16 protein-coding genes are annotated in these 14,935 nt (G+C 63.5%); 11 read left to right on the forward strand and 5 right to left on the reverse strand.

The genetic code is table 11. The features are described 5' to 3' along the window. The first annotated feature begins 42 nt into the window (after window positions 1-42). The 6 genes from nadA (at window position 43) to ACT3UA_RS03140 (ending at window position 6,369) form a co-directional block, all read left to right on the forward strand. Window positions 43-1,326 (forward strand): quinolinate synthase NadA, encoded by a 1,284-nt coding sequence (nadA, locus tag ACT3UA_RS03115; RefSeq protein WP_444615499.1) that lies wholly within the window; start codon window positions 43-45, stop codon window positions 1,324-1,326. Next, window positions 1,323-2,936, forward strand: a complete 1,614-nt coding sequence (locus ACT3UA_RS03120; RefSeq protein ID WP_444615500.1) for an L-aspartate oxidase — start codon at window positions 1,323-1,325, stop codon at window positions 2,934-2,936. The genes nadA and ACT3UA_RS03120 overlap by 4 nt, the downstream gene beginning before the upstream one ends. Then, window positions 2,933-3,799 (forward strand): carboxylating nicotinate-nucleotide diphosphorylase, encoded by an 867-nt coding sequence (gene nadC / locus ACT3UA_RS03125; RefSeq protein ID WP_444615501.1) that lies wholly within the window; start codon window positions 2,933-2,935, stop codon window positions 3,797-3,799. Before ACT3UA_RS03120 ends, nadC begins: the two co-directional genes overlap by 4 nt. Next, window positions 3,796-4,941 carry a cysteine desulfurase family protein gene (locus tag ACT3UA_RS03130; RefSeq protein ID WP_444615502.1) on the forward strand — a complete coding sequence of 382 codons (1,146 nt, stop codon included), beginning with the start codon at window positions 3,796-3,798 and terminating at the stop codon, window positions 4,939-4,941. The genes nadC and ACT3UA_RS03130 overlap by 4 nt, the downstream gene beginning before the upstream one ends. A 65-nt stretch (window positions 4,942-5,006) precedes the next feature. Beyond that, the gene (locus tag ACT3UA_RS03135; RefSeq protein WP_096288526.1) at window positions 5,007-5,510 is read left to right on the forward strand and encodes a hypothetical protein; all 504 of its coding nucleotides are present in this window, start codon (window positions 5,007-5,009) and stop codon (window positions 5,508-5,510) included. 220 nt (window positions 5,511-5,730) lie between these two features. Further along, window positions 5,731-6,369, forward strand: coding sequence for a hypothetical protein (locus tag ACT3UA_RS03140; RefSeq protein WP_096288528.1), 639 nt, complete (start codon window positions 5,731-5,733; stop codon window positions 6,367-6,369). A 150-nt stretch (window positions 6,370-6,519) separates the two neighbouring features. On the opposite strand, the gene ACT3UA_RS03145 is transcribed toward ACT3UA_RS03140, so the two are convergent. Next, window positions 6,520-7,905, reverse strand: a complete 1,386-nt coding sequence (locus ACT3UA_RS03145) for a D-alanyl-D-alanine carboxypeptidase family protein (protein ID WP_444615503.1) — start codon at window positions 7,903-7,905, stop codon at window positions 6,520-6,522. 271 nt (window positions 7,906-8,176) lie between these two features. On the opposite strand from ACT3UA_RS03145, the gene ACT3UA_RS03150 reads away from it, so the two are divergent. Continuing rightward, window positions 8,177-8,689: a GNAT family N-acetyltransferase gene (locus ACT3UA_RS03150; protein ID WP_444615504.1), complete on the forward strand. Its 513-nt coding sequence runs from the start codon at window positions 8,177-8,179 to the stop codon at window positions 8,687-8,689. 1 nt (window position 8,690) lies between these two features. Here ACT3UA_RS03150 and ACT3UA_RS03155 read toward each other — a convergent pair whose 3' ends face one another. Then, window positions 8,691-9,062: an ArsR/SmtB family transcription factor gene (locus tag ACT3UA_RS03155; protein ID WP_096288535.1), complete on the reverse strand. Its 372-nt coding sequence runs from the start codon at window positions 9,060-9,062 to the stop codon at window positions 8,691-8,693. Between the two features lie 163 nt (window positions 9,063-9,225). On the opposite strand from ACT3UA_RS03155, the gene arsB reads away from it, so the two are divergent. From arsB to ACT3UA_RS03175, 4 genes are read left to right on the forward strand one after another with little or no spacing between them, the layout of a single operon-like run. Continuing rightward, window positions 9,226-10,278 carry an ACR3 family arsenite efflux transporter gene (gene arsB / locus ACT3UA_RS03160; protein WP_255248525.1) on the forward strand — a complete coding sequence of 351 codons (1,053 nt, stop codon included), beginning with the start codon at window positions 9,226-9,228 and terminating at the stop codon, window positions 10,276-10,278. Between the two features lie 4 nt (window positions 10,279-10,282). Then, on the forward strand, window positions 10,283-10,702 hold the full coding sequence (locus ACT3UA_RS03165) for an arsenate reductase ArsC (protein ID WP_096288540.1): 420 nt from the start codon (window positions 10,283-10,285) through the stop codon (window positions 10,700-10,702). 21 nt (window positions 10,703-10,723) lie between these two features. After that, entirely contained in the window at window positions 10,724-12,145 is a 1,422-nt protein-coding gene (locus ACT3UA_RS03170; RefSeq protein ID WP_096288543.1) for an FAD-dependent oxidoreductase, read from the forward strand. A 44-nt stretch (window positions 12,146-12,189) separates the two neighbouring features. Beyond that, entirely contained in the window at window positions 12,190-12,666 is a 477-nt protein-coding gene (locus ACT3UA_RS03175) for an SRPBCC domain-containing protein (RefSeq protein WP_096288546.1), read from the forward strand. 6 nt (window positions 12,667-12,672) lie between these two features. Here the strand turns inward: ACT3UA_RS03175 and ACT3UA_RS03180 are convergent, their stop codons facing one another. The 3 genes from ACT3UA_RS03180 to ACT3UA_RS03190 form a co-directional block, all read right to left on the reverse strand. Further along, window positions 12,673-13,002 (reverse strand): hypothetical protein, encoded by a 330-nt coding sequence (locus ACT3UA_RS03180; protein WP_096288549.1) that lies wholly within the window; start codon window positions 13,000-13,002, stop codon window positions 12,673-12,675. 229 nt (window positions 13,003-13,231) lie between these two features. Beyond that, window positions 13,232-13,690, reverse strand: coding sequence for a MarR family winged helix-turn-helix transcriptional regulator (locus ACT3UA_RS03185; protein ID WP_096288552.1), 459 nt, complete (start codon window positions 13,688-13,690; stop codon window positions 13,232-13,234). Continuing rightward, window positions 13,674-14,810 (reverse strand): LLM class flavin-dependent oxidoreductase, encoded by a 1,137-nt coding sequence (locus tag ACT3UA_RS03190; RefSeq protein WP_105554397.1) that lies wholly within the window; start codon window positions 14,808-14,810, stop codon window positions 13,674-13,676. The genes ACT3UA_RS03185 and ACT3UA_RS03190 overlap by 17 nt, the downstream gene beginning before the upstream one ends. Between the last annotated feature and the right edge of the window lie 125 nt (window positions 14,811-14,935).

Here is a 14,935-nt window from a genome sequence, read left to right on the forward strand (position 1 = left end):
CCCCGACTCACCGATTTTTTGGCAAGGAATGGACAACACACCATGAGCACGCAACTCACCGATAACAACTCCGGATCCGTGGCGCAGAACATCACCCGGCTGACCCTGCTGGCCCCGGGCTCCACCTGCTCCACCGAACTGGCCTCCAATCCCTGGGACACCCCGGCCGGATACGGTCCGGGCGCCTCGCAGGAGGACCAGATCCCGTCCGGCTACCCGGTGCAGGGCAGCTTGCCGGAGGAATACCTCAAGGCCAGCGATGCCGAACTCGATACCCGCATCCGCGCCGCCAAGGAAACCCTGGGAGAGCGCGCGGTGATCCTCGGGCACTTCTACCAGCGCGACGAGGTGGTGCAGTACGCGGACTTCGTGGGCGACTCCTTCCAGCTGGCCAATGCAGCGCTGACCCGTGACAAGGCCGAGGCGATCGTCTTCTGCGGCGTGCATTTCATGGCCGAGACCGCCGACATTCTCTCGCGCCCCGAGCAGGCGGTGATCCTGCCGAACCTGGCCGCGGGCTGCTCCATGGCCGATATGGCCGATGGCCCCAGCGTCCAGCAGTGCTGGGATGAGCTCACCGAGCTGTACCGGGATGAAGAAGATGACGGCCGGATGCCGGTGATTCCAGTGACCTACATGAACTGCTCGGCCGAGCTGAAGGCCTTTGTGGGACGCAACGGCGGGCTGGTGTGCACCTCCTCGAACGCCGCGACGGTGCTTGAATGGGCCTTCGAGCGCGGGCGCCGGGTGTTGTTCTTCCCGGACCAGCACCTGGGCCGCAATACCGCCAAGGCCATGGGGGTGCCGCTGGAAAACATGCCGATGTGGACCCCGCGCAAGGCGCTGGGCGGAAACAGCGAGGAAACCATGCGCGAGGCGCAGGTGATCCTCTGGCACGGGTTCTGCTCGGTGCACAAGCGCTTCAACACCAACCAGATCGCCAAGGCCCGTGAGGACTACCCCGGTGTGCGCGTGATCGTGCACCCCGAATGCCCGATGGAGGTGGTGGATGCCGCCGATGAGGCAGGGTCCACCGACTACATCCGCCGGGCCATCGCCGAGGCCACCGAGCCGACCGTGTTCGCCATCGGCACCGAGATCAACATGGTCAACCGGCTGGCGGCCGAATACCCGCAGCACACCATCTTCTGTCTGGACCCGGTGATCTGCCCCTGCTCCACCATGTACCGCATCCACCCGGGGTATCTGGCCTGGGTGCTGGAGGAACTCGTGGAAGGACGCGTGGTCAACCAGATCCGGGTGCCTCAAAACCAGCAGGCAGACGCCAGGATCGCCCTGGACCGCATGCTCGCGGCCAAGCCATGAATGAAAGCACCGGGAAGCGGATCGTCATTATCGGTTCCGGGGTCGCCGGGCTGAGCGCCGCACTGGAAGCCGTGCGCCTGGGCTTGACGGTGACGGTGCTGACCAAGGACGCGCTCGGGGACGGGAACAGCAAGCTCGCCCAGGGCGGGCTCTCGGCGGTGACGGCACAAGGCCTGGCCGCCGGAGACAGCGTACAGACCCATGTGGCGGACACCTTGAAGGCCGGGACCGGGCACTGCGGGCACCATGCCGTGCAGGAAATGTGCGGCGCGGCCGGCAACCTGGTCGCCAGCCTGGAAGAGCACGCCGTGGCCTTCGACAGGAACACGGATGGAAGCTACCAGTTGGGGCTGGAGGCGGCGCATAGCGCGCACCGGATTCTGCACGTGGACGGGGACGCCACCGGTGCGGGGTTGATCGAGGCGCTGAGGCAGGCTGTGCGCTCCGCCCAGACGGCCGGGCAACTGGAGATCATCGAGCATGCGCTGGCCATCGAGCTAGAGTTCTCGGCCCAGCGGCTCGCTGCGGTCCGCTACCTGCATGGCGATGAAGAGCTAATGCTGGAAGCCGACGCGGTGCTGCTGGCCACCGGGGGATTGGGCACGCTCTACCAGGCGAGCACCAACCCGAAGGGCGCCACCGCGGACGGGATCGCTCTGGCCGCCCGAGCCGGCGCGGTGATCACCGACGCCGAATTCATCCAATTCCACCCGACCCTGGTGGACCCCTCGGCGTACCCGGGCGCCGGAATGATCAGCGAGGCGGTGCGCGGCGAGGGAGCGGTCCTGATCACCGAAACCGGCCAGCGTTTCATGCCCGGACTCCATGAGCGGGCCGAGCTTGCCCCGCGCGATGTGGTGGCCCGGGCGATCCACGCGCAGAACCTCGCCGGGCACCGGGTGCTCCTCGACGCCCGGGGTGTGGAAGCCGCGCGCGGAGCCGGGTTCCTGGCGCGGCGTTTCCCCTCGATCTCTGCGCGGCTGAAGGACGCCGGGCTGGACCTGGCCGCGGAGCCGATTCCCGTGGTGGCCGCCCAGCACTATGCCATGGGCGGGATCCACACCGATACCCACGGACGCAGCAGCGTGCCCGGGATCTATGCGGCGGGGGAATGCGCGAACACCACCGTGCACGGGGCGAACCGGCTGGCGAGCAATTCGCTGCTCGAAGCGATGGTCTTCGCCCGCAAGGCGGTGGCGGCCATGGCCCGGGACGAGCCCGGAAGCGCCTGCGAGCTGGATAACGTGGAGCTTTGCGCATTGCCGCCGGGTCGCACCGACGCGCCCTTGGAACTGCCGCAGCTGCAGGCGCTGGCCAGCGTGCACCTCGGCGTGCACCGCACCGGGCAGGGCCTGCAAGCCTTGATCCGGGTGCTGGGCTCCAGCGCCCCGGTGGCCCAGGGGCGGCGCGAACTGATCGAACTGGGCAACCTCTGGATCACCGCGCGGATAGTCGCCCAGGCGGCCGCCGCGCGCGGGGCCAGCCTCGGCGCGCACCATCGGCTCGACGGCGCGAGCCCGGGCGAGCACACCACCACACGATACGGCTGGGTTCTGGATGCTGCGCAGCACACCGGCAGCCGGCCACAAAGCAAGGAAGTCAACGCGTGAACCAGCCAATCCACCCGGTGCCCACCGCGGCCATCGACCGCATCCTCGAATTCGCCTTTGCCGAGGACAATCCGCGCGGGGATCTGACCGCTGATACCATCGTGCCCGCCGGGGCCAAGGCCACCGCCGCGGTGCGGGCCCGCGAGGCAGGGGTCATGGCCGGCGGCGCCGTCTTCGCCCGGGCGATGAAAATGGTCAACCCGGAGATCCACGTGGTCCAGCTGGTCAAGGAGGGGCACGTCTTCGAGACCGGGGACAGGCTGCTGACGGTGGCCGGTCCGGCCGCCTCGGTGCTGACCGCCGAACGGGTGGCGCTGAACCTGCTGCAGCGGATGAGCGCGATCGCCACCGCCACGCGTCAGCTGGTGGACCTGGTGGCGCACACCAACGCAAGGATCGCCGATACCCGCAAAACCACCCCGGGGCTGCGCGTGCTCGAACGCTATGCGGTGCGCTGCGGCGGCGGAGTGAACCACCGCGACAACCTCTCCGAGGCGTTCATGGCCAAGGACAACCACCTGGCCTTGCTGGATGACGGCGAGGAACTGACCACGGCGTTGAAATCGGTGCGCGCCCGGCTGGGGCACACCACCGCCATGGAGGTGGAGGTGGACTCCGTCGACCAGCTTCCGGCGGTGCTGGCGGCGAAGGTGGATGTGATCATGCTGGATAACTTTGCGCTGGCGGATCTGCCGGCGGCCATCAAGCTGATCGACGGGCAGGCGATCATCGAGGCCAGCGGCAATGTGCGCGCCGAGACGGTGGCGGGCATCGCCGAGACCGGGGTGGATATCATCTCCTCCGGGGCGATCACCCACTCGGTGCAGGCCATCGACCTGGGGCTGGATATGGTGGTTGCATGATCTACATGGATGCCGCCTCCACCGCTCCTCCGCGCCAGGAGGTGCTGGACCTGGTCACCCCGCTGCTGACCAGCAACTTCGGCAATCCCGCCTCGCTGCACGAGCTGGGGCACCAGGCCAAGCGCGCCAACGACTGGGCTCGCGCGCAGGTTGCGGCCGCATTGGGCGTCACCGAGCCGGAAATCTACTTCACCTCCGGCGGTACCGAGGCGGATAACACCGCGATCATCGGCGCCGCGCTCGCGGCGGCGCGCGGCAAGGTCGTGGTGACCAGCTCCATCGAGCATCCGGCGGTGCTCGAGGCCTGCGCCTATCTGGTGAACTTCCACGGATTTGAGCACCGGATGATTCCGGTGGATGCGTATGGGATGGTGCGCCTCGATGAGGCGGCGGCGCTGATCGACGAGCAGGTTGCAGTGGTGTCGGTGATGGCGGTGAACAACGAGGTGGGCACGATCCAGCCGATCGCCGAAATCGCCCAGCTGGCTCGGGCGGCCGGGGCGCTCATGCATACCGATGCGGTGCAGGCCGCCGGCTGGCTGGATCTGGCGCAGCTAGCCTCGCAGGTGGATGCCTTGAGCCTGTCCGGGCATAAGATCGGTGCGCTCAAGGGCAGCGGAGTGCTGTACTTCTCCAAAGATCACGCGCTGGTGCCGCTGCTGCACGGCGGCGGGCAGCAGGGCGGGGTGCGTTCGGGCACCGAAAATCCGGCCGCCGCGGTGGGCCTCGCCCGCGCCCTGCAGGTCTGCGCCGAACAGCGCCTGGCCGGCACAGGAGACGGCTACGGCGAGTACCTGATTGAACGCATCAGCAAGGGTCTCAACTCCGAAGAAGAAGGCCTGGTCCAGCTGACCGGGCATCGAGCGCAGCGTGTGGGCGGGATCGTTTCCTTCGTCTTCCCGCGCACCGCGGGGGAGACCGTGCTGATCGAATTGGAACGCCGCGGGGTGCTCTGTTCCTCGGGCTCGGCCTGCTCGGCTGGAAGCACCGACCCCTCGGCGGTATTAACTGCAATGGGCTACGAGGCGCAGCTGGCGCACACCGCCGTTCGGCTGTCCTTCACTCGGGGGATTAAGGAAAACGAAATCAGCCAGGTAGCCAGCGCCGTGGTGGCCACGGTCAAGGCGCTGGTGGGCAACTGATCGCCCGGATCATCCGATCCCGAGCGGGCTTGGGCGAACTATGGCGGCTGTGATTCCACGACTTCATGAGGATCGTGCTGGTCGAAGGTGAAAGTGACGCGGTGGCGGTGCGGACATTGGCCGCAAGGCTGCAGATGCCCGTCCCGCAGGTGCTGCCGGTGGGCGGATCCAAGGGCGCCCGCCGTGCCGCCGTGCAACTGGAGGGCGCGCAGTTGTTCGGCCTGGTGGACGCCGCCGAGCGGCGCGATTTCGAACGCGTACTGGCAACGGTGTTCGTCTGCGACCCCGATCTGGAATTCGAATTCATCCGGGCGCTCGGACCGCTGGGCGTCGAAGCGGTGATCGCCGGGCAGGGGGAGCTGGGGTCCTTCTGCCGCCTGCAGGCCCAGCCCTACCAGCGGAACCAGCCACTGGAACGCCAGCTGGCCCGATTCTTCGGCGGGCGCAGCGGCAACAAGGTGCGCTACGCGCGGCTGCTGGCGCAGGCGGTGCCGCTGGAGGACCTCCCGGCTCCGCTCGCGGCCTTGCTGGAGCGTCTTTGTTCCCCGCTTCCAAAGGGCGAAGTCTGAGGCAACGAGCGCGGCGGAGATCTTTCAACCGCAGCGCGACCCGGCGGAGGTTTACTCAATAGCGCCGCATTGAGCGGCGTAAATTGTGCGGGTTTGTTCGGAATCGAGCAGCATCGGTGATTTTCGTACACTGGGCACCAGTTTCTCGTTACCTTGATGAATAGGTGCTGACTGGGGCGCTTATTCAATGAGAAGGTTTGCGGAAGGGAACAGACGAACGATGGCTATCACTCGTGAGCTGTATGCGAAAAGTTTGGAAAGCGAGCACGGAACGTGGGCCGTGTGGGGCGATGCGTCGGGAACGGCACCGGTTACCGGGGAGAACTTGCATTTTCCCTCTGAAGATCCGGGAATGCTTGACGTGTTGCATGCCGAGGTCGTTGTGGTGGCGCTGAACCGCGGCAGCAAGCGTGCAGCCGGAGGACCTCCGAATTTTCACACCAGTGTGAAATCCAATGACCATATTCTGGGAGAGGCGTTCCGCGGAACCGCTGTCTGGGGAGCCTACATGACCGATCTGGTCAAGGATGTCTTCGACCCCGATGCCAGTCAGGCAGTGCCTGCGGCATCCGATTTCGACGCGCTGCTGGCCGAAGTGCACGCGCTGGGGGCCACCAGTCCGACCTTACTAGTTTTGGGAAAACAGGCCCATGACTTTGTGCAGCAGCTGGCGCTCGAGCGCGGCTATCCTGGCAAGGTAGTTCTGCTGCCACACTACTCCGGCGCGAACAATGGCAATATCTCGCGATACTACAACGAGAGATTCGGGCCAGGGACCGCCTCGGAAGTGACCCATGGAGAGCGATACCGCAAGGTCGTCCAAGGCATATTGGACGGGCACGTAACCGCACCCCAGTAACGACGGAGGACTACTATTCGCTCGGCGGTGACATCCGCTTCGGGATCCGCATTCCGGAGCATGGCTAATCAATAAAGCATCAAGGCAGATCCTCATAAACGCTGGGGTCTGCCTTGATGCTACCGGGATTATTGTGTGCCGCGAGGGATCCTACCTAAGATAAGTTCCCGAGACCCAGCCCGTCTTCGACTTGTACTTCACCGGGTACCAGCCGGACTTCTTCGAACCGGTGACTTCGACCTTTTTGCCCTTCGGGATGGTCAGGATGATCTTTTTCTTGGTGCTGTTGCCGGTGCGCATATTCAAGTTCGCCGTGGTCTGCTTGGTGCTGGACTTTTTCTTTGGCGTGCTTTCGGCCTTCGGCTTGGACTTTTTCGGCGCGGAGGTATTGGCCACGTACGTCCCGGAGACCCAGCCGGTTTTCGACTTGTAGGTCACCTGCAGCCAGCCGGATTTGCTCTTGCCCGTGGCCTTGACGCTCTTGCCCTTCGGGATCGTGAGGATGACGCGGTTGCTCGTTCCGGCACCGGTGCGCATGTTCAGATTTGCGGTGGTCTTCTTCGCCGAACCGGTATTCTTCTCCGGCGCCGGTTTCTTCTTGGTTTCGGTTTTGGGCTTCGAGGTCTTCGGCATGGACACGTTGCTCAGGTAAGTGCCAGAGACCCAGCCGCTCTTCGAGTTGTAGCTGACCTGGTACCAGCCGGATTTCTTCGAGCCGGTGAGCTTGATGGTCTTGCCTCGCGGGATCGTGAGGACAACTCGATTGCTGGTCCCCACTCCGGTGCGCATATTCAGGTTCGCGGTGGTTGTTGCGGTGCCCTTGCCGGACTTGGGAGGGTTCTTCTTGGTGGCGGCCACACCGTGGAAGTGCTCCAGGGTCTTGGCGCCCGAATTTGTGTAGGACTTGGCCAACGAGGTGCCGACATAGCGGAAGTGCCAGGGCTCGTACGCGTATCCGGTGACCGCCTCCTGGCCTTTGGGGTAGCGCAGGATGAAGCCATACTTGTGGGCGTTTTTCTTCGTCCATTTGCCGACGGGGGTGTTTTCGAAGCAGGACTGCAGGGCGCAGGCACCATTGCTGTTTCCTACGTCTGCGGCTAGTCCGGTCTGGTGCTCGCTGGTGCCGGGCCTAGCGGAGATGCGTTCGGCATACTTCTTGCCATACATCCTGGTGTATTGATTGAACAGCTGCGCTTGGCGGTCATAGGAGCGGTAGCCGCTGATCAGCTTGATGTGGACCCCGGACTTCTTGGCATCCTTGACCATCTTGTTGTAGGCGTTGGTCGCCTCCGGGCGCAGCCTGATGCCGGTTCCCGGCACCTTGCTGGTCTTCGGTACGTATTTCGCTGGCTTCAGCGGGTAGCTCTTATTGACGAAGACATCGAGGTGGCTTGGATTCCGGTCCAGCGTCCTGGCCGCGGCCACGGGCACCGAGGTGTAGCTCGCAGCGGTCTGAACCGCGCTTGATTGGCCGGAGGCCATGGCCGGTCCGGGCAGTACTCCGAGCGCGAGTACCGTGCTGACGGAAAGAGCCATTAAAAGCTTCGTGCGAGAATATTTGGGCATCTCGTGTCGCTCCGTTGTCCGAGTGATGATAATTCATTCGACCATCCTTGACCATGTGTGGGCAAGGGTTCAAGCGACTTATTGCGCGAAGTTCGTCTGCCGATTGTTGTTTATTGCGACGAGTGACAATGCAAAATTCACCTATAGGGCATGGATTTAATCTGCGTGATCCCACGTGGACGTGAGATCCTGTGAACTATCGAGTCTTCATCGGACCCACAATTTTGGTAAGTTATCCATCATGCAGATCAGGCAAGAAGTCTTTGATGACAGGGCGGGAATCTACGCTGTGACGCATGCGGCCTTCAGTAAGGGCGACCATTTGGTCGAGCCGATTGAGGTCGGATTAGTGCAGCGGCTTTTTGATTGCGACGCCTATTCGCCGACCTTTTCGCTGGTGGCGACGAACGACAAAACGGTGATAGCACATGTGATCGCCACCTGGGGTTCGGTCGATGGCAAACATAGCCTGCTGGGTCTCGGGCCTCTTGCTGTAGCTCCCGAATACCAGAATATGGGCGCCGGGACCGCGCTGATGCAGGCCATCGCGGACCGCGCGGAAAACGAACGCATTTCCGGGATTGTGTTGCTGGGAGCGACGAAGTACTACCAGCGCTTCGGCTACGAGCCGGCCATTGCCCGCGGCATTATTCCCACGCAGCCTTCGTGGGGAGATAACTTCATGGTTCGCGTTTTTGATGAGCGAAGCTTGCCCGCCGGAAAATACCGGTACGCCTCCCCATTTGGGTGTTGAGCTAGCTCTTGAGTTCCAGGGTCCGGGCTAGTTCTCCCAGGGCTCCGGGAACCACGGAGTAATAGGCCCAGACTCCGCGCTTCTCACGGTGCAAGAGGCCCGCGTCCACCAAGATTTTCAGATGGTGGGAGACCGTGGGCTGCTTGAGCGCCAGCGGTTCGGAGAAGTCGCAGACGCAGGTTTCGGCTTCGGCGCTGGAAGAAATGATGGACAGGATGCGCAGCCGGTTTGGATCGGCCAGCGCCTTGAAGCGCGCGGCCAAGTGCTCGGCATCGGACGCGTTCAGCGATGGTTGGCCGCTTTCGGGCACGCAGCAACCGGGGCCCTGTGCCGGGTCGGTGCGGTTGGTTTCGAGTACGACGTTTTGTGGCATCCCTGTGTTTCTTCCTGAACGGCTACGGCAGATCGATCATATTGACAACCTTCGATACACCTCATCATACTAGGTATATCGATATTCTTCGATGTCTAATGATTTGGATGTACACGTGAGTCAATCTGCAGCGCCCGTTGACACCGCCAAGGTGGCAGCAAAAATGTCCACCCTTGATCGCTATCTAGCCGTCTGGATCCTCGCCGCAATGGTCCTGGGCCTGGCTCTGGGGCGCGTGATTCCCGGGCTGGGCGAGGCATTGGACTCCCTGCAAGTCGCCGGAGTTTCACTGCCTATCGCCATCGGCTTGCTGGTGATGATGTATCCGGTTTTGGCCAAGGTGCGCTACGACCAGACGCATCGGGTGATCGGCGATAAGAAGCTGATGATTACCTCGCTGCTGATCAACTGGATCCTTGCCCCGGCATTCATGTTCGTGCTGGCCTGGGTATTCCTGCCCGATTTGCCCGAGTACCGCACCGGCCTGATTATCGTCGGCCTGGCCCGGTGCATTGCCATGGTGCTGATCTGGAACGATCTGGCCTGCGGTGACAGCGAAGCGGCCGCGGTGCTGGTGGCGATCAACTCGGTGTTCCAGGTATTCGCCTTCGGCGTGCTCGGCTGGTTCTACCTGCAGGTGCTGCCGGGCTGGCTGGGGCTGGAAACCACAAGCGCCGAATTCTCCGTCTGGGCCATTACGCTCTCGGTGCTGGTCTTCCTCGGCATCCCCCTGCTCGCCGGATTCCTCACCCGCACGCTGGGCGAAAAGGCCAAGGGGCGCGAATGGTACGAGTCGCGCTTCCTGCCGAAGATCGGCCCGTTGGCGCTCTATGGCTTGCTGTTCACCATTGTGCTGCTCTTCGCGCTGCAGGGGGATACCATCATTTCCCGTCCGTGGGATGTGGCCCGCATGGCGGTGCCGCTGCTGACCTACTTCGTGGTGGTCTTCGGGGCCAGCATGCTGATCGGCTGGACGCTGAAGCTCGGATACGCGCGCACCACCACCTTGTCCTTCACCGCGGCCGGCAACAACTTCGAACTGGCCATCGCGGTGGCCATCGCCACCTTCGGTGTCACCAGCGGCCAGGCGCTTGCCGGTGTCGTCGGACCGCTGATCGAGGTGCCAATTCTGGTCGCCCTGGTCTACGTGGCGCTCTGGTCACGCAAATTCTTCCCCACCCAAGTCCTCGCCAACTCGGCACCTAGCAAAGGCTAAGATCTTGTCTACTTCTCTAAAGAAGCCATCGGTCCTGTTCGTCTGCGTGCATAACGCCGGCCGCTCGCAGATGGCAGCAGCGTTCTTGTCCAACCTCTCCGATGGACGCATCGAGGTCCGCTCGGCCGGCTCGGCTCCGGCCGCGGAAATCAACCCGTCCGCCGTGGCCGCAATGACCGAGGTGGGCATCGACATGTCCGCCGAGGTGCCCAAGGTGCTGACCACCGAAGCGGTCAAGGAATCCGACGTGGTCATCACCATGGGCTGCGGAGACACCTGCCCGGTCTTCCCGGGCAAGCGCTACGAGGACTGGGTGCTTGAGGACCCTGCAGGGCAGGGCATTAATGGGGTGCGTCCGATCCGCGACGAGATTCGCGCACGCATCGAAAACCTCATCACCGAATTGCTCGAAAACAAAGCCTAGAGTTTGTAGCGAAGGAACATCATGGAATCCCAGTTCCCCGTTGCCGTCATCGGCGCCGGCCCCATCGGCTTGGCGGCCGCAGCACACCTGCTCGAACGCGGACAGGCGGTGCGCATCCTGGAAGCCGGAGCATGCGCTGGAGCCGCCATCAGGCAGTGGGGGCATATCAAGCTGTTCTCCACCTGGCGCTACAACATCGATGAAGCCAGCCGCCGGCTGCTTGAAACTCCGACCGAACACTACGCTGGCGACTGGGAGGCACCGAATCCCAAGCGCCTGCCTACCGGGGACGAGCTGGTCTCCGATTACCTTGAGCCGTTGGCTGCCCACCCGCAGCTGCGCGAAGTCATCGGCTACGGGCAGCGGGTCACCGCGGTCAGCCGGGTGAGCGCCGAGGGCAGTGGGCTGGACAAGGGACGCTCGGCGGACCGCGATGATTCGTTGTTCCTGGTCCGGGTCGAAACCGCGGACGGCGAGTCCGAACTGATAGCGCGTGCGGTCATCGATGCCTCCGGCACCTGGGAAACTCCAAATCCGATTGGCCGCGCTGGGCTCAGCGCGCTCGGTGAGGACGCGGCGAGAAGCGAAGGTTTCATCACCTCGCCCTTGCCGGATCCGCTGGGCGCCGACGCGCAGCGCTTCGCGGGCAAAAGGGTGCTGGTCCTCGGGGCCGGGCATTCGGCCGCGAACACGTTGATCCTCTTGGGGCGGCTGAAGCAGCAGAATCCGGAAACCCAAATCTTCTGGGGACTGCGCGGGCAGGCTAATCCGGTGCGCCTCTATGGTGGCGGCTCCGCCGATGAACTGCCGGCTCGCGGCCAGCTGGGCACAAGCCTGCGCCGCCAAGTGGAGACCGGACAGGTGACCTTGCTCGAACACGTCTCGGTGCGCGCGCTGCACGCGGCAGAGAATTTGCAGGTGCTGCTTGCCGATGGGCGCGAGCTCGAAGTTGACTTCGTGGTGCCTGCCACCGGCTTCCGTCCGGATCTGGGCATGCTTTCCGAGCTGCGCCTGGACCTGGATCTCGCGGTGGAAGCGCCGCGTGAACTGGGCCCGCTGATCGATCCCGAGTTCCATAGCTGCGGCACCGTCTCGGCCCACGGGGAACGGGTGCTGGCGCACCCGGAGAAGAACTTCTACATTGCCGGCATGAAGAGCTACGGCCGTGCCCCGACCTTCCTGTTGGCCACCGGCTACGAGCAGGTTCGTTCTCTGGCCGCCGCCCTGTCCGGGGACCGCACCGCGGCGGATCAGGTGGAACTGGATTTGCCGGAAACCGGAGTGTGCTCCACCGACACCGGCAACTCCTGCGATGTGCCTGCGGCCTCCGCCGCCGAAGCGCCAGCGCAGGAGGACTCCTGCTGCTCGGCTCCTGGGCCGGTGGCTTTCGGGTTAGCCACCGGAACCCAGCACGGATTCGCAGAACTGGTTGAACGCCAATAACCTCAACCGTTGACGTGCGCGGGGCTGCGGGGTAAGGATGCAGTATGGAAACTAATCTGCCCTCTGAACCGCTGTCCTTCGACGTTACCGGCCGCATCTCCACCTCGTGCCACGAGGTCTATGAAGCCGTGGCGGATCCGGAAAAACTCTCCGCCTACTTCACCACCGGAGGTGCGCAGGGACGCTTGGAAACCGGTGCCGAAGTCAGCTGGGATTTCCACGATTTCCCGGGCCGCTTCCCGGTGCAGGTGCTCGAGGCCATCCCGGACGAGCGCATTGTGCTGAAATGGGCGGGCGAGGGCGTCGCTGCGGATGACGGATTGAACACCGTTACCTTCGAATTCGAGTCGATCGACGGTGATGCGCGAACCAAGGTGAAGATCACCGAGTCGGGATGGCTCTCCTCGCCGCAGGGGCTCACCGGGGCCTTCGGCAATTGCGAGGGCTGGACCGGGATGCTCTGCGCGATGAAGGTCTGGCTGGAGCATGGAATCAACCTGCGCGAGGGCTTCTACAAGTAGACGCGGCTACTCCATCAACGGCCGGATCTCCACGCTCCCGTAGGGCAGATGCGGCATGCGCCGGGCAATTTCCTGGGCCTGCAGTTCACCGGAGACCTTGATCGCGTGCACGGCGAAGACGATCTCCGCGTCGGTATCCAACTCGGCGTTGGTTTCCTGCGAGCACACCGAGCCGCGGTCCTGGAGGGCGTAGGCCGAGATCAGGATGTCTTCGGAGCGCAATTGGGCATCCAGCGATTCCCACTGGAGCATTTCCGCATCGAACTCTTCGCTCGGCGGTTGCGGGCCGCTGCCCGGAAGATAGCGGTGGATGAGAAGGTGCGTTGCGATGTTCATGAGAACTCCTGCACGTCAGTTGGTTGCTGCCACAGACGATACCGGATCGGGCCTGCAGATACAGGGGGAGGTGTTCCGGTTGGGCAAATCGTCGCCGGGAATTCACTTCTCGATGAATGCTGGGCTTGGCCGCGATCCGTCGTTGCTGCCGGCTGCGAGAACCGATTGACTATGCCAAAAGGGCTGCCAGTGCAACCCTGGCAGCCCTTTTGGCATGAACCTGTAGTCCTTACTCCACCGCGTTGCGCAGTTTGGTGCTCAGCCGCTGGAGCTCGATGAATTCTTCCTCGCTCAACGCCTCGCCCATCAGCTGGTGCAGCTGTTTGACGTGGGCCCGGCCGATGTCCCGCTGCGTGGCCAGGCCTGCTTCGGTGAGCCTGATCCGGCTTGCCCGCTGATCGGTGGGATCGGTGCACCGGGAGACCAGCCCGCGCTCTTCGAGGCGGGTGATCATCCGGCTCAGGCTGGGCTGGGAGATCAGCAGGTGCTTATTCAAATCCACCAGTCGGGTCTCGTTCTCCGGTGCGTGGCGCAGGTTGAACAACACGTCGTACTCCCGGATGGAGAGCTTGGCGAATTCGGGCATCGCGGTGATCTGGCGCATCACCGCGACCTGCGCCCGGAACAGCGCCTCCCACGCGTCGGTGGTGACCTTCAACGAGGCCTGGGTGCTACTGGTCCCGGTCACTGACTTCTGGCTCCTTCGGGGCGTTGGCTTGCTCGGCTTCCAGTTTAGCCTTGCGGGCAGCCACGCGGCCCACGTGGGTTGGGGCATCGGCGATATCCGGGGCCGCCCGCGATGCCATTTCCTTTTTCAGCTCCGGCAGCACGTACTCGCCGAACATATCCAGCTGGTTCAGCACGGTCTTCAGCGGCAACCCGGCATGGTCGATGAGGAACAGCTGGCGCTGGTAGTCGCCGAAGTACTCCTGGAAGCTCAGGGTCTTCTCCAATACCTGCTGCGGGGAGCCGACGGTGAGCGGGGTCTGCGCGGTGAAGTCCTCCATGGACGGGCCATGTCCGTAGACCGGGGCGTTGTCGAAGTACGGACGGAATTCCTTGACCGCCTGCTGGGAATCCTTGGCCATGTAGAACTGGCCGCCCAAGCCCACGACCGCCTGGTGCGCCTTGCCGTGGCCGTAGTGCTCGTAGCGCTCGCGGTAGAGGTCGATCAGCTGCTTGTAGTGCTCCTTGGGCCAGAAGATGTTGTTGGCGAAGAAGCCGTCCCCGTAGTAGGCGGCGATCTCTGCCACCTGCGGGGTGCGGATCGAGCCGTGCCAGACGAACGGCGCCACGTCGTCCAGCGGGCGCGGGGTGGAGGTGAAGTTCTGCAGCGGGGTGCGGAATTTGCCTTCCCAGTTCACCACGTCTTCATCCCAGAGGCGGCGCAGCAGGTTGTAGTTCTCCACGGTGAGGTTCACCGAGTCCTGCATGTTCTTGCCGAACCATGGGTAGACCGGACCGGTGTTACCGCGGCCCAGGACCAGATCCACGCGTCCGTTGGACAGGTTCTGCAGCATCGCGAAGTCCTCGGCGATCTTCACCGGGTCGTTCGTGGTGATCAGCGTGGTCGCCGTGGAGAGGATGATGCGTTCGGTCTGCGCGGCGATGTAGGCCAGCGTGGTGGTGGGCGAGGAGGAGAAGAATGGGCGGTTGTGGTGCTCGCCGATGGCGAAGACATCCATGCCGATCTCTTCGACCTTCTTGGCGATGGCTACCGAAGCGTCGATGCGCTCTTTTTCGGTAGGCATCTTGCCGGTGGTCGGGTCGCGGGTGATGTCGCTGACTGAAAAGACTCCGAATTGCATGTCCGCTCCTAAGTTGTCGAGATAGGCTGTGTGCTTACCTCTAATTTATATGCGTATGCATGTAATAACAAGTTGATGCGTCAAATATTCCCTGAGGTGGAGTGTGGCGTCGGACACGCGCCTGT

It is taken from the genome of Glutamicibacter sp. 363 (assembly GCF_052379505.1).
Taxonomy (GTDB): Bacteria; Actinomycetota; Actinomycetes; order Actinomycetales; family Micrococcaceae; genus Glutamicibacter.

Coding starts and splice junctions, on each gene's coding strand:
- nadA (WP_444615499.1), top strand. CDS start 43: ATGAGCACGCAACTCACCGATAACAACTCCGGATCCGTGGCGCAGAAC.
- ACT3UA_RS03120 (WP_444615500.1), top strand. CDS start 1,323: ATGAATGAAAGCACCGGGAAGCGGATCGTCATTATCGGTTCCGGGGTC.
- ACT3UA_RS03130 (WP_444615502.1), top strand. CDS start 3,796: ATGATCTACATGGATGCCGCCTCCACCGCTCCTCCGCGCCAGGAGGTG.
- ACT3UA_RS03135 (WP_096288526.1), top strand. CDS start 5,007: ATGAGGATCGTGCTGGTCGAAGGTGAAAGTGACGCGGTGGCGGTGCGG.
- ACT3UA_RS03140 (WP_096288528.1), top strand. CDS start 5,731: ATGGCTATCACTCGTGAGCTGTATGCGAAAAGTTTGGAAAGCGAGCAC.
- ACT3UA_RS03145 (WP_444615503.1), bottom strand. CDS start 7,905: ATGGCTCTTTCCGTCAGCACGGTACTCGCGCTCGGAGTACTGCCCGGA.
- ACT3UA_RS03150 (WP_444615504.1), top strand. CDS start 8,177: ATGCAGATCAGGCAAGAAGTCTTTGATGACAGGGCGGGAATCTACGCT.
- ACT3UA_RS03155 (WP_096288535.1), bottom strand. CDS start 9,062: ATGCCACAAAACGTCGTACTCGAAACCAACCGCACCGACCCGGCACAG.
- arsB (WP_255248525.1), top strand. CDS start 9,226: ATGTCCACCCTTGATCGCTATCTAGCCGTCTGGATCCTCGCCGCAATG.
- ACT3UA_RS03170 (WP_096288543.1), top strand. CDS start 10,724: ATGGAATCCCAGTTCCCCGTTGCCGTCATCGGCGCCGGCCCCATCGGC.
- ACT3UA_RS03175 (WP_096288546.1), top strand. CDS start 12,190: ATGGAAACTAATCTGCCCTCTGAACCGCTGTCCTTCGACGTTACCGGC.
- ACT3UA_RS03180 (WP_096288549.1), bottom strand. CDS start 13,002: ATGAACATCGCAACGCACCTTCTCATCCACCGCTATCTTCCGGGCAGC.
- ACT3UA_RS03190 (WP_105554397.1), bottom strand. CDS start 14,810: ATGCAATTCGGAGTCTTTTCAGTCAGCGACATCACCCGCGACCCGACC.